The following is a 13,258-nucleotide window of genomic DNA, read 5'->3' as shown; positions in this document are numbered from 1 at the left end:
CAGATGAAATGCTTAACAAATATCTAATCCGGGACATTGCGTGGTTTGCGCAACGGCTGTGTTTCTTTGCAACACCCACAGGAATTCAAGCAGCGCGCACACCCGCATTGTCTGCCGGGCCTGTCAGCCCAGGGATCGACACCTTGACCATCGGTTCAGGTTCGCTGCGCTTCGTCGCTGCGCCGACACGATCGGCCCACGAAATCAGCTCGAGCCTGCCATCGAAATGCTCGACAATCGCGGTGCAGCTCTCCACCCAATCGCCGGTGTTGACGTAGTGGATGCCATCAATGTCTTCCATCACGGCATGATGGATATGCCCGCAGATGACGCCATCCACTTCGTTGCGACGCGCTTCGTCGGCAACCACCTTCTGAAATTCACCGATAAAGTTGACAGCATGTTTGACCTGCAGTTTCGCCCAGGCCGAAAAAGACCAGTACGGCATGCCCAATCTGCGGCGAACCGCAGCAAGCAGCACATTGATCGCGATTGCAGTGTCATAGGCCCAGTCGCCCAGATAGGCGAGAAGCCGGGCATTGCGCACGACGACGTCGAACTCATCGCCGTGGAGAACGAGATAGCGCTTGCCGTCTGCCATCTCGTGCACCATGCGCTCCGCGACCTCGATGCCACCGAAATGCGTACCGGGAAAACCGCGCAGGAACTCGTCATGATTTCCGGGAATGTAGACGATCTTCGTGCCCTTGCGCGCCTTGCGCAGCAGCTTCTGCACAACGTCATTGCAGGACTGAGGCCAGTACCAGCTGCGCTTCAAACGCCAGCCGTCGACAATATCCCCGACAAGAATGATCGTCTCGGCTTCGTGTGTTTTCAGAAAATCGAGCAGGAAATCCGTCTTGGCTGCTTTTGATCCCAGATGAACATCGGAGATGAACAGAGTACGGAAATGCCGGGCTTCGCTCACAGTTTCCACGGGCCTAGTCCTTTTCAGCGGTCACGACAGCGCTAAACCAGACTCGTGTTTCAAGAAGATGACATTGGCGGCCCACCCCTCTTCCGACAGGCGCGCGGCGGAACTAAAGTCTACCACTCAACGACAATTCGTGTATGACGTTGGCGATATCGACGCCTTGAACCGCCCGGTGAAATGATGAATTCCCAAGAAAAGACCACGCCTCCCCTTGTCAATCCGACTGCCGATCTCGACGAGCAGGCGCTTTTCTACCATCGCCATCCAAGGCCCGGAAAACTGGAAATCCAGGCAACGAAGCCCCTCGGCAATCAACGCGATCTGGCGCTTGCCTATTCTCCGGGGGTCGCCGCGCCATGCCTCGCGATCAAGGATGATCCTGCTGCGGCCGACTATTACACGGCCCGGTCAAACCTCGTCGCCGTCATTTCCAACGGCACGGCCGTGCTCGGCCTTGGCAATATCGGTCCGCTGGCCTCCAAACCCGTGATGGAGGGCAAGGCCGTCCTTTTCAAGAAGTTTGCCGGTATCGATGTGTTCGACATCGAGATCGATGCCCCGGGCGTGGACCAGATGGTCAACACCATTTCGGCGCTTGAGCCGACCTTTGGCGGCATCAATCTCGAGGACATCAAGGCGCCTGAATGCTTCCAGGTGGAAGATCAGCTGCGCGAAAAGATGAACATCCCGGTCTTTCACGACGATCAGCATGGCACCGCCATCATCGTTGCGGCGGCGATCCTCAACGGTTTGGAACTTGCCGGCAAATCGATCCAGAGCGTCAAGATCGTCGCATCAGGCGCTGGTGCCGCCGCCCTCGCCTGCCTCAATCTGCTGGTCATCCTCGGTGCCAAGACCGAAAACATCTGGGTCCATGACATTGAGGGGCTGGTCTACAAGGGCCGCAACGAGCTGATGGACCGCTGGAAAGAGGTCTATGCACAGGACACCGACAAGCGCGCATTGCACGAGACGATCGACGGCGCGGATGTCTTCCTGGGCCTGTCGGCAGCCGGCGTATTGAAGCCGGAACTCCTGACCCGCATGGCAGCAAAGCCCCTGATCATGGCGCTTGCCAACCCGAAGCCCGAGATCATGCCGGAAGAAGCGCGTGCTGCACGCCCTGATGCCATGATCTGCACCGGACGCTCCGACTTTCCCAACCAGGTCAACAACGTCCTCTGTTTCCCCTATATCTTCCGGGGAGCCCTGGATTGCGGGGCGACTACCATCAATGAAGAGATGAAGATGGCCGCGGTCCGCGCGATCGCAGCGCTGGCCCGCGAAGAGGTCTCGGAAGTCGCCGCGCGCGCCTATACCGGCGAAACGCCGACCTTTGGTCCCGACTACCTTATTCCATCACCGTTTGACCCCCGTCTGATCCTGCGCATCGCACCGGCTGTCGCGAGAGCGGCAGCCGAGAGCGGCGTTGCCCGCCGGCCGATCGCCGACTTCGATACCTATCTTGATCAGCTCAATCGCTTTGTCTTCCGTTCAGGCTTTGTGATGAAGCCGATCTTTGCCGCCGCAAAGACCGCAACGAAGAAACGAGTGATCTTTGCCGAAGGTGAAGACGAGCGCGTCTTGCGCGCAGCCCAGGTGCTCCTCGAAGACGGGATTGGCGAGCCGATCCTGATCGGACGTCCGCAGATCATCGAGACGCGCTTGCAGCGCTATGGTTTGCGCATTCGTCCGGGCACCGATTTTGAACTGGTCAATCCGGAAGATGATCCGCGCTACCGTGAGTATGTCGAGGAATATTTCACGCTTGTCGGCCGCAAGGGTATCAATCCTGAAGCGGCGCGCACCATCGTGCGCACCAACACCACGGTAATCGGTGCGCTTGCCGTCAAACGCGGCGATGCCGACGCTCTCATCTGTGGCGTTGAAGGCCGCTTCGATCGGCATGTTCGCGATGTCAGGCAGATCATCGGCAAGCGCCCGGGCGTTCGGGATTTCTCCGGCCTCAGCCTGCTGATTTCGCAGCGCGGCGCTACATTCTACACAGACACCTTCGTGACAGATGATCCGACCGCTGAGGAAATCGCCGAAATGACGGTGATGGCTGCCCAGGAAATCCGTCGCTTCGGCATCACGCCGAAGGCAGCACTGCTATCGCATTCCAATTTCGGCTCGCGTCCATCGCCAAGCGCGACGAAAATGCGTTCGGCTCTCGAAATCATCCGTGTCGTAGCGCCGGAAATGGAAGTCGACGGCGAGATGCAGGGAGGCTCGGCGCTCTCGGAAATCTTGCGCAAGCGTGCAATGCCAGACAGCACTTTGACGGGCGAAGCCAACCTTCTCGTGTTTCCGAACCTGGATTCTGCTAATATCTCGCTCGGAATATTGAGGACCATGATGGACGCTCTGCATGTCGGGCCGATTCTCCTTGGTGCAGCGATGCCCGCCCATGTCCTGTCCACATCGGTCACGTCGCGCGGCGTCGTCAACATGGCAGCCCTCGCCGTGGTGGAAGCCTCGCAACCGGTCACCTGACCGCGCTTGACCTCCGTCGGCATGCCCAGGCCAGACGTAGCACATGTCAGCGTACATAACGCGCCATTCGACTGGGCCCTTGAAATCGAGGGTCCAGTGATGGCTCAGACTGATGCGTATCGGGAGGTTCGGTCCTGGTTACAGGACCAGCCTGCATCAGATTCACTCGGCTTCATCTCCAGGCTTCAATCTGCGTTCGACTGCTTGCGGGTCACCTATCTGAGTGGATCGCTTGCCGACGGCACGTTCCAGATTGTGGAACTACGCCACGTCCCGCCCCGGGAGAGGCCGCGGCTAAGCCGTGGCTTGACGGAGCAGCGCAACTTGCCGCTCGTCGCCACCGTCATCTCCCACCTCGCACCTGCCGGCGTGGATCTCTCACGACTTCGCGGTAAACCTGTCAACCCGGAGGAATTGCCTCAGGACGATGAGGTGGTGCTGGATATCATCTACCCGCTTCCGAACCATCCAGGTCGTCATGCGTGCCTGATTCTCACGCCGAATTTGAGGGGTTATGCGCTCGATCAATGGCGTGACGCCCATGATCACGAGATTGCCCATCTGGCGACACTGTTTCACGCTGGCTTCGTCAGCACAGCCAAGCCCGAAAAACCCTCAAACGGCACCAATGTTCGCCTGACAAGACGCGAACGGGAAACGCTTGCCTGGATTGCGGCGGGTAAAAGCTATTGGGAAACCGCGATCATCATGGGCATCACCGAACGAACTGTGCGCTATTTTATGAGCAATGCCCGTCGAAAACTCGACGTGGTCAACAACGCTCAGGCCGTTGCCGAGGCAGCCTGGCGCGATCTGATCCCGCGACTGACCGATCCCGGCGATGGGTAACGCAGGGTTGCGGATATCTTATCAAAGATTGCAAAATTTAAAGCTGTCACCACTGCCAGTTTCATCTGCGGGAACCAGAAGTCATCTTTTGACTTCCAATCCCAATGAAGGAGCAAGCGCATGATCCGCATCATTAACGGTTCCCGACGCAACCAGTTTCCAGCCGAAATGGATGCAATGCATCGGCTGCGGAAAAGAGTTTTCCACGATCTCCTCGGGTGGGATGTGTCCGTGGAGGATGCTTGGGAAATTGATTCCTATGACCGCTCAAACCCACTTTATGTTCTGTCCTATGGCGAAAACGGCGCGCTGCGCGGATCGCTCAGACTGCTGCCGACGCTCGGTCCGAACATGCTGGACGATACGTTTCCGATCCTTCTCGGCGACGGTCCGGAGATTCGCGCCGCGGATATCTGGGAATCGAGCCGCTTTTGCATCGACCCGGAGATCTCGCAGGATCGTTCCAGCAACCAGGTGACCATTGCCGCAGCAGAACTGATGTGCGGCGTGGGCGAGCTTGGCCTCTCCTCTGGCCTTTCCCATATCGTCACGGTTACGGATGTGTTTTTGGAGCGCATGTTCAAGCGCATGGGTTGCCCTGGCGAGCGCATCGCCGATCCACACCGGATTGGTTCCGTCTATGCCGTGGCGGTTGCCTGGGAGGTCACGCAGGACCTGCTCGACCGGATGAAGCTCGTCGCACAGATCGGCGGTCCGGTTCTGGAAACGCCGATGACACTCAACGCCGCGCGCGCCGCATAAGGCGCAACGACGTACAGAAGCCGGCTGCAGCTTCAGCCGGCTCCTTTTATATTCGCCGCTTGTTAATTATGGTGGGGCAAAACTGCCCGCGCCAGACTGAAAGCAATCGGCGAATGAGAACCGCGTTTTCCAATCCCAAGAAAATGGCAGGTCTTGCCTCAATCTTGCTTTTTCTGTCGCCGCCGATGGCAGCGTCGGAGGATCTATGCGTTGATCTGCGCAGGCAAGTATTGGCCCGGCCCTCCGTATCGGCGACGGATTCTAATCAAGAAACACTCTATGTCAGCGCGCTTGCTCAGCAAAATCTCGAACTCCGCAAGGCTCGAACCAAGCAGCGCCAGCTCAAGTGTGGCGCCGGCTCCATCATCCAGATCAGTCCGAATGGCAAAGGCGATTGTGCGGAGCTGGGGTCTTCCATTGAGCGGATGAAGCTCAACCTGCAGATTCTCACCGACAAGCTGCAGGCCATTCGCAGGCTCCAGACACGAGAGCAGCTGATTGACCGCCTGGTCCAGGAGGGCTGCAGCCTTGACGGGATTGTCACGGACGAGGCCAGTCACCGCGAAGCCTATCTCGACGTCATCGCAAAGGGCAGAGTGCCGATGACCAGCGAGACCGGTCACCCCAGCTCCCTAATGCCATCCGGACCGGTCCGCACTGTGTGCGTCCGAACATGCGACGGCGGCTTCTTTCCGATCAATTCCCAGAGTTCCGCTGCTGACTTTGAAAGAGACGCGGCCCTTTGCAGCAACATGTGCCCAGGCGTGGAAACAGAGCTCTATTTTCACTCTATCTTCCAGCCGGAGACAAGCGACATGATCTCCACCGCGAGCGGCCGTCGCTACACGGAACTGCCAGCCGCATTTGCCTACAGGAGCCGGCGCAGTGACGAAGGTTGCCGCTGCGACTTCAAAGGTTTTTCCGAGAACCGGCGCGACGTGCGTTCAGCCTCCACCACGACGTCTCAGGAAGGGAAATCGATCGTGGAAATTCCTTCCAGACCGGACGGGGGGCGGCAGGATGCCATCTCCGCATCGCAGCCTCCCATCGAGCGCGAGCTCGATGAGGAAGCACTCAATGTCCGCAAGGTCGGCCCGACCTTCCTGCCGCCCGATCATGGAACGATCAATCTGCGCCGCCCATCTTCGGACGGACCTCAGCCACTTCAGGTTCCATGAGGTCGGTCGCAGCGGTGCCCCAACTGTCTGCGAAGATCAGATCCTCGATGGCGAGCCGCTTGCGCCATCCTTTGATCTGCAATTCCGGTTCGGAATAGAGCGCCTCGACAAAGCCAAGGCAAAGATAGCCAATCACCCTGATATCCCGCGGGATATTCAGGATGGATTTGACCTCCTCCTCGTGAAAAATGCTGACCCAGCCAACACCGACGCCCTCCGCACGCGCCGCCAGCCACAGGTTCTGGATGGCGCAGACGGTCGAGTAGGAATCCATCAGAGGGTTGTGGGTGCGCCCGAGAACGATGGGCCCTGCCCGATTGGGGTCGCAGGTAATGCACAGGTTGACTGGCGCCTTCTCGATCCCTTCCAGCTTGAGGCGATCATAGATCTCGCGCTTCTCTTCTGGAAACATCGAGGTTGCCTCCGCATTGGCCCGCTCGAATGCGGCCCGCATTGCAGCCTTTTGCTTGCCATCGGTGACCACGATGAAATTCCAAGGCTGCATGAAGCCGACGGAGGGGGCGGCATGGGCGGCCTCAAGCAGCCGCCTCAACAGTGCATCAGGCAAGGCTTTTGGTAGGAACTGGTCGCGGACATCCCGCCTTGTGTGAATGGCGCGGTAAACCGCCTCCCGTTCCCTTTCAGAAAACGCACCAGCGGGCGCGAGGCCGTCAAGCATCGTGTCTTGCATCGTTTTATCCCCAACAATGCGCGACCGCCCGCCGTCCATGCGGGCTGAGCCTATGATGCCAGGCCGGTCTTCTGACTTGGCTTCATCCGTCTTGCACAGCCTTCCCGATCCGAAGATCAGTGGCGGGCTTCCCCTTGCACAGACGTCCACCTCACAGCGTTGGGCACGTTCCGGATTCTCACCGGCTTCCCGATTCTCCCGCAATGCGGGCACCTGACGGATATAGGCTTACACTCAAAGAAGAAGATCCGGCAAGCCGTCCGCGTCAGTCATCATCAACGGGGAAATAGCGAACGAATGCAAATGCCGTCCCGTCCGGCGCCCAGTTCGGAACGTTGATAGACCCCTGCCCGCCGAAGAACTCAAACAGCGTCTCGACATTGCCGCCATCGGCATCCATCAGCCGCAACCGAACCTGTTTGTCGCGGGGATGACCCGCTACATCGACGTCATAGGACAAGAACAGGACCTTACGTCCATCCGGCGAAGGATGCGGAAACCAGTCACTGTGGCCGTCGGAGGTCAGTTGCTCCAGCTCTGTGCCATCCGTCCGCATCCGAAAGATCTGCATGGTGCCGGTACGACTGGAGTTGAAGTAGATCCACTGGCCATCCGGCGAATAGTCGGGACCGTCATTGTGTCCCTCTCCGGAAGTCAGCCGCCGCTCGACCCCACCCTTGGTGGAAATCGTGTAGATATCGAAGGTGCCATTCCGCTCGCCGCAATAGGCAAGCTCTGCCCCATCCGGCGACCAGCCATGCCAATAGGAGGGCATGTTCTTGGTCACCTGCCGCGGTTCATCATCCCCGTCACCGAGCAGATAGATGCAGGACTTGCCGAAGAGCGTATGGTCGGAAAAGGCGATCGAGGCGCCGTCTGGCGATATCCCGTGGTCGTTGTTGAGCCGCACGGCAAACCCGGTGTCGATCGGCTCGAGCTCCGGATCATCCTCGTCCAGCGGCAAGGCATAAAGCAGACCGTCGCCATTGACGACGAGGAACTCGCCGTCGCGCGACCAATTGGGCGCCTCAACGAGGTCCACCGTCTGCCAGACGACTTCGCATTCGCGTGTCGTCATATCGTAAATCTCGACCGAGCTGCGCATCTTCGCTTCCCTCGTTAAATCAATCAGCGAGCGAGCGATTTTCCATCGCCAACCGCAGTTTCGCGACGACCGCCCGCCCTGTGCGCTCGTGATGGCTGTGGCGCAACTCGGTGTAGTATCCCCAGCCCAGGCTGACGACAAGCGTCAGGAAGCCGAGGCCAAGCGTCTTGAAGCTTCCGTCCCAAAGCCCATAACAGCCAATCGCCACAGATGGCAGAAAGTAGGCCGCCCCCGACATCGCCCGGTATATCCCACCATCCTGGCTGTCATCCGGCGCGACGGCAAAAATATAACGTCGCTCTTCCTCCGTGAACTGCGGCATAGGGATCTGAGCCCCCCTATCCTCCAATGCCTCTGTCACGCGCGATCCCGGAAGCGGTTGGTAATCGGATAGCGACGGTCGCGGCCGAAATTCTTCTTGGTGATCTTCACGCCCGGCGCCGACTGGCGACGCTTGTATTCGGCGAGATAGAGCAAGTGCTCCACCCGATGAACGACCGCGATATCGTGGCCGCGCCCAACGATGTCTTCGACCGCCATCTCCTTTTCGACCAGGCACTCGAGAATGTCATCAAGCACGGGATATGGCGGCAGACTATCCTGGTCGGTCTGGTTCGGCCGAAGCTCCGCCGACGGTGCCTTGGACAGGATGTTGGCGGGGATCACCTCACCCGAAGGACCCAGCGCACCCGGCGGCACATGCTGATTGCGCCAGGCCGAAAGGGCATAGACCTGCATCTTGTAGAGGTCCTTGATCGGATTGAATCCGCCGTTCATGTCACCGTAAAGCGTCGCATAGCCGACCGACATTTCCGACTTGTTGCCGGTCGTCACCACCATCGAGCCGAACTTGTTCGACACCGCCATCAAAATGGTGCCGCGGGTGCGGCTCTGCAGGTTTTCTTCCGTGATTCCACTTTCGGTACCTTCGAACATATCCGCAAGGGCCGAGAGAAACCCTTGGACAGGTTCGATTATCGGCACCGTGTCATAGTGACATCCGAGTGCCTTGGCGCAGGCGGCAGCGTCCGCAAAGCTTTCCTCAGAGGTGTAGTGATAAGGCAGCATGATCGTTCGCACCCGCTCTTCACCGAGCGCATCCACCGCAATCGCTGCACAAAGCGCGGAATCGATACCGCCGGAAAGACCGAGAACGACACTCTTGAAGCTGTTCTTGTTCACATAGTCCTTGAAGCCGAGGACGCAGGCACGGTAATCGGCCTCTTCCTGGTCCGGGATCTTGGACACGGCGCTTTCTCTGCAGCGCCAGCCGTCCTCAGTACGTTTCCAGGTGCTGACCGAGAGCGTCTCCTCGAACTGGCTCATCTGGAAAGCGAGGGACTTGTCGCCATTGAAGGCAAAGCTCGCACCATCGAAAACCAGCTCGTCCTGGCCACCAACCTGATTGGCATAGATCAGGGGGAGTCCGGTCTCGATAACCTGCCGCAGCACCACCTGGTGGCGCACATCGACCTTGCCGCGATAGTAGGGCGAGCCATTGGGCACCAGCAGGATTTCAGCCCCGGTTTCCGCCAGCGTCTCGCAAACACCAAGGTCGTTCCAGATTTCCTCGCAGATCGGAACGCCAATCCGCACGCCGCGGAAATTGACCGGCCCTGGCATCTCGCCTTCAATGAAAACGCGTTTTTCATCGAATTCGCCATAGTTCGGCAGATCGACCTTGTCGCGCAGGGCAAGAATGCGTCCGGCATCAAGAACAGCGACCGAGTTATGCCGGCCTTTCTCCCCCTGGCGCGGAAAGCCAATGATCACGCCGGGACCGCCATCGGCCGTATCCGCAGCCAGCTGCTCCACAGCTGCAAGGCAGGCTTTCAGAAAAGCCGGTTTGAGCACGAGATCTTCCGGCGGATAGCCTGAGAGAAAAAGCTCTGTGAACAGGACAAGGTCCGCCCCCTGTGACGCCGCATCCTGTCGCGCGGCACGTGCCCGCGCGAGATTGCCGGCGATATCACCTACGGTTGGATTGAGCTGCGCGATCGCGACACGCAGGACATCGGAGATTTTCTTTGTTTCGCTCATGCCACCGGTTTAGCCGCTTGCAAGCTCGCTCGCAACGCCGCTGGACGGCATTTCAAGCCTGTGCGTTGAAGACGACTTATCCCCACACAAACACCTTGGGAACAACGGTGCAAGTTCATGGTTCATGTAGCATTCATGACGGTTATGTGACAGCTAGATGAAACTTGCACAACATCTGCCCTCATCGGAGAATGCCGTGAAAAACGCCAGACAGAACGCCCTGCTTGCACCGGTCGCTGAGACGGGTGAAGCGGTACGGCAGCAAGACCGCTGGCAGACCAAGGCAATCTCCGTATCTTTGCAGGTGGCTGCGGCCTTCGCTGTTGCGCTAATCGCTGTGACCTTAAGTGAAATCTTTGCGCGGGGCACGTTGGACGATATCGTCCCTTACCTGACCTCTGCGGCACGCCCAGGCTTCGTTGCCGTTGCCATCGTTGCCTTGGCAATTCTCGCATTGGATGCTGTGATCGGCCGGTCGCTTCAGTCCATCATCCTTGTTGCGCCGCTGGTCGTTCTGCCGGCCTTTTTCTCCGGTCAGAAACAGCAATATCTGTCTGATCCCCTCTATCCGAGCGATCTACTGTTCGGACGTCAGATCGTGGAACTTTTGCCCGCCATGGTGTCGGCACAGCCGCTGCTTGCTGTGGTCGTCTTCGGCGGCGCGTTGCTGGCGCTAGGACTGATCGCATGGCTCGTCATCAAAGGCAGAAAGATTTTCGTGCCGCTTTCGGGGCGCGCACGACTTGCACGGCTTTTGGTCGCAGTACCTGTCCTCCTCGGCTTTTCAAGCATCATGAACCCAATGGCCTATTCCGCCACACGCGATAGGCTCAACATCGTGCCGATGCTCTGGGATCAGACCATCAACTACCAGCACAACGGCTTTCTTCTTGCCTTCATGATCAATGTGCCGATGGCAACTGTTACCGCGCCAGATGGCTATGGCAATGTTGCCATTTCCGACATCCCTTCCGACCGGCTCCCCTCCTCCTTTTTCGCGGGTCGACGCGCGGATGTCATCTTCATCATGAGCGAGTCGCTCTGGGATCCGACACGCCTCGACAATGTCACCTTCTCGAAGGATCCGATGCCGACAATACGGTCGCATCAATCCGGCAATGTTTTCTCGCCGGAATTCGGCGGCATGACAGCCAATGTGGAATTCGAGGCGCTCACAGGCTTTACTAACGCCTTCCTTCCGTATGGAAGCATTCCCTATCAGCAGTATATTCGCCGGCCGATCCCTTCTCTTGCGACATTCTTTGCATCCAAGGGATATGCGACCAAGGCATTTCACCCGTTCCAGGGATGGTTCTGGAACAGAAACAATGTCTATCAGTCGCTTGGCTTTGACGAGTTCAAGAGCGAAGACACCATGCCGGCGATGACGAAGCGCGGGCAGTTCGCCTCGGATGAAAGCCTGACGCGCTACATCATTGAGGAAGCAGATCGCAGCGAGGAACCGTTCTTCTATTTCGCTGTCACGCTGCAGGGTCACGGTCCCTATGAAGCCGATCGCTACGCCAACGGGGCAATTACGGTCGATTCACCAGTTCTCTCTGCAGCCAGCACCCAGTCCCTGCAAACCTTTACCCGCGGGGTGAAGGAATCCGACGTAAGCTTCAAAACCCTGATTGACTGGGCCAAGAAGCGGCAGCGCGAGACGATCCTGGTGTTCTTTGGCGATCACCTGCCGCCGCTCAACGAAGTCTACACCGAGACAAAGTACATGCCGAATGTTGTGGCCACGCGCCGTGCATCGGTGGAAACCATGAAGCGCGAACACGAGACGCCCCTTGTGGTCTGGTCGTCAAAACGCGGCGTCCAGAAGGATCTCGGCTCGGTCAGCCCTTCGCTTTTGCCGCACTACATCGTCCGCATGGCAGGATATCGCCACCCGTTCTACACCGGCATCCTCGGCCGCGTGAACGAACGCTACACCGTCATCGACCGTCACCAACTGATCAGCCGGAACAACCGTGCGCAGGCGGATTGGGCGCAGTCCGGCCAGGTCGATCCGCTGATCCGGGACTACAGATACCTGCAGCACGACATGATGTTCGGCGACCGCTTTTCTGAGGAGCGCTTTTTCCCCGAGCAGCAAGACAGACTTGCGCCGGCAAGCTGAGAATCTGAACCGCGGATCCTCCCATATTTTGTTGGAATGCTGACTGATTATGTCTTGCATCGGTTTCAATGATGCGCAATTTTGCGCCATTGACGGAAAATTACGATAAGATGAATTTCTGTTGCATCGACGGCACGGAGCAGGTTCACCGTGCCCCCGAAGAGTTTAGGTTCGAGAGAACGTCATGCCATTCCTCCGGCGCAACGATATTGTCCAGCATGCCCTGTTTCCCGATATCGAGAAACAGATCGCACTGCATCTCATCGGCATTCATTTGAAAACACCGCGAATGTCCAGGCTCAAAGCCTCACATCGCAAGTGGCTCCTGACGCAATCGCTTTTTTCCCTTGCGCTGCGACGCGATCCCGAAGACCCGATGTCGGGCCTGACAGCGACGCGCTTTATTGAATGCGCGATGCGTCTGGGCGCCGCCAGCCGCAACACGGCAACGGCTTATCTGGCTGAGCTGGTCGCTTATAAATTCCTGCGCGACATACCCGATGTCCCTGACAAACGCATGCGTGTTCTGGAGCCCACCGAACTTGCCATGAATGGCATGCGCAGCTGGCTCATCGGCCATCTCGCCTGCCTGGACCGCCTCGACGGCGGTGCGCGGGAGATGACGGCGCTTGCCGATGAACGCATTTTTCTGGCAGCACAGCCCATTGCGGCCGAAAAATTGGTCGCGGACCCGATCTGGAAAGATCCACCCGACACGATCGGACATTTCCTTTGGTCCGATCTCGGCGGCATGGTCCTGCACGATCTTGTGGCGCGCCTGACTGCGGTGGATCGCAATGCGGAAAACCTCAATGCCGGCCCCGTCACGCTCGCCGAACTCAGCGAGCGCTATCAGGTCTCACCGACAAATCTCAAGCGCATGTTCAAGAAGGCCGAAAGTGACGGTCTGCTTGGCTGGCAATTGCCACGGCGCAGGGGAAGCCTGTGGCTGAGCCGGCGTTTCACCGAGGATTACTTCACCTGGCAATCGGCAAAATTTGCGGCAATTGAAGAGGCCTACCACCTAGCGCTTCAGCAGATCAGCATGCAATCCGAGACCGAAGTCGCCGCCTGA

At 58.4% G+C, this 13,258-nt stretch carries 11 protein-coding genes and 1 riboswitch; of the genes, 6 read left to right on the top strand and 5 right to left on the bottom strand.

Features of this window, described 5'->3' with window-relative positions:
• Window positions 1-85: 85 nt before the first annotated feature.
• Window positions 86-937 (bottom strand): UDP-2,3-diacylglucosamine diphosphatase, encoded by an 852-nt coding sequence (locus tag FAA97_RS01755; RefSeq protein WP_136596809.1) that lies wholly within the window; start codon window positions 935-937, stop codon window positions 86-88.
• 177 nt (window positions 938-1,114) lie between these two features.
• Here FAA97_RS01755 and FAA97_RS01750 point away from each other — a divergent pair, with 177 nt between their 5' ends.
• The 4 genes from FAA97_RS01750 (at window position 1,115) to FAA97_RS01735 (ending at window position 6,219) form a co-directional block, all read left to right on the top strand.
• Entirely contained in the window at window positions 1,115-3,430 is a 2,316-nt protein-coding gene (locus tag FAA97_RS01750) for an NADP-dependent malic enzyme (protein WP_136596808.1), read from the top strand.
• Between the two features lie 99 nt (window positions 3,431-3,529).
• On the top strand, window positions 3,530-4,279 hold the full coding sequence (locus FAA97_RS01745) for a helix-turn-helix transcriptional regulator (RefSeq protein ID WP_168800890.1): 750 nt from the start codon (window positions 3,530-3,532) through the stop codon (window positions 4,277-4,279).
• Window positions 4,280-4,399: 120 nt separating this feature from the next.
• A complete protein-coding gene (locus FAA97_RS01740) occupies window positions 4,400-5,041 on the top strand; it encodes an acyl-homoserine-lactone synthase (protein WP_136596806.1) in 642 nt (213 codons plus the stop codon).
• A gap of 230 nt (window positions 5,042-5,271) precedes the next feature.
• A complete protein-coding gene (locus FAA97_RS01735; RefSeq protein ID WP_206109932.1) occupies window positions 5,272-6,219 on the top strand; it encodes a DUF2865 domain-containing protein in 948 nt (315 codons plus the stop codon).
• Here FAA97_RS01735 and bluB read toward each other — a convergent pair.
• The 4 genes from bluB to FAA97_RS01715 form a co-directional block, all read right to left on the bottom strand.
• Window positions 6,167-6,910, bottom strand: coding sequence for a 5,6-dimethylbenzimidazole synthase (gene bluB / locus FAA97_RS01730; protein ID WP_136596804.1), 744 nt, complete (start codon window positions 6,908-6,910; stop codon window positions 6,167-6,169). The two genes, FAA97_RS01735 and bluB, sit on opposite strands and share 53 nt — an antisense overlap.
• Before the next feature lie 44 nt (window positions 6,911-6,954).
• Window positions 6,955-7,141: riboswitch (cobalamin riboswitch) on the bottom strand.
• A gap of 34 nt (window positions 7,142-7,175) precedes the next feature.
• The gene (locus FAA97_RS01725; RefSeq protein WP_136596803.1) at window positions 7,176-8,015 is read right to left on the bottom strand and encodes a TolB family protein; all 840 of its coding nucleotides are present in this window, start codon (window positions 8,013-8,015) and stop codon (window positions 7,176-7,178) included.
• Window positions 8,016-8,034: 19 nt separating this feature from the next.
• Entirely contained in the window at window positions 8,035-8,337 is a 303-nt protein-coding gene (locus FAA97_RS01720) for a hypothetical protein (protein WP_136596802.1), read from the bottom strand.
• A 35-nt stretch (window positions 8,338-8,372) separates the two neighbouring features.
• A complete protein-coding gene (locus tag FAA97_RS01715) occupies window positions 8,373-10,055 on the bottom strand; it encodes an NAD+ synthase (protein ID WP_136596801.1) in 1,683 nt (560 codons plus the stop codon).
• Window positions 10,056-10,212: 157 nt separating this feature from the next.
• Between FAA97_RS01715 and FAA97_RS01710 the strand changes: the two genes are divergently transcribed.
• Both FAA97_RS01710 and FAA97_RS01705 read left to right on the top strand, forming a co-directional pair.
• The gene (locus FAA97_RS01710) at window positions 10,213-12,183 is read left to right on the top strand and encodes an LTA synthase family protein (RefSeq protein ID WP_136596800.1); all 1,971 of its coding nucleotides are present in this window, start codon (window positions 10,213-10,215) and stop codon (window positions 12,181-12,183) included.
• Window positions 12,184-12,367: 184 nt separating this feature from the next.
• A complete protein-coding gene (locus FAA97_RS01705; protein ID WP_136596799.1) occupies window positions 12,368-13,258 on the top strand; it encodes a hypothetical protein in 891 nt (296 codons plus the stop codon).

The organism is Peteryoungia ipomoeae (assembly GCF_004912165.1).
GTDB classification, from domain to species: domain Bacteria; phylum Pseudomonadota; class Alphaproteobacteria; order Rhizobiales; family Rhizobiaceae; genus Allorhizobium; species Allorhizobium ipomoeae.
Note: the sequence above shows the minus strand (reverse complement) of the source record. Positions and strands in the feature narration are given on the sequence as shown.

What these genes read in the sequence shown, in the direction of transcription:
- FAA97_RS01750 (WP_136596808.1), top strand. Translation starts at nt 1,115, where the DNA reads ATGAATTCCCAAGAAAAGACCACGCCTCCCCTTGTCAATCCGACTGCC.
- FAA97_RS01745 (WP_168800890.1), top strand. Translation starts at nt 3,530, where the DNA reads ATGGCTCAGACTGATGCGTATCGGGAGGTTCGGTCCTGGTTACAGGAC.
- FAA97_RS01740 (WP_136596806.1), top strand. Translation starts at nt 4,400, where the DNA reads ATGATCCGCATCATTAACGGTTCCCGACGCAACCAGTTTCCAGCCGAA.
- bluB (WP_136596804.1), bottom strand. Translation starts at nt 6,910, where the DNA reads ATGCAAGACACGATGCTTGACGGCCTCGCGCCCGCTGGTGCGTTTTCT.
- FAA97_RS01725 (WP_136596803.1), bottom strand. Translation starts at nt 8,015, where the DNA reads ATGCGCAGCTCGGTCGAGATTTACGATATGACGACACGCGAATGCGAA.
- FAA97_RS01720 (WP_136596802.1), bottom strand. Translation starts at nt 8,337, where the DNA reads ATGCCGCAGTTCACGGAGGAAGAGCGACGTTATATTTTTGCCGTCGCG.
- FAA97_RS01715 (WP_136596801.1), bottom strand. Translation starts at nt 10,055, where the DNA reads ATGAGCGAAACAAAGAAAATCTCCGATGTCCTGCGTGTCGCGATCGCG.
- FAA97_RS01710 (WP_136596800.1), top strand. Translation starts at nt 10,213, where the DNA reads ATGAAACTTGCACAACATCTGCCCTCATCGGAGAATGCCGTGAAAAAC.
- FAA97_RS01705 (WP_136596799.1), top strand. Translation starts at nt 12,368, where the DNA reads ATGCCATTCCTCCGGCGCAACGATATTGTCCAGCATGCCCTGTTTCCC.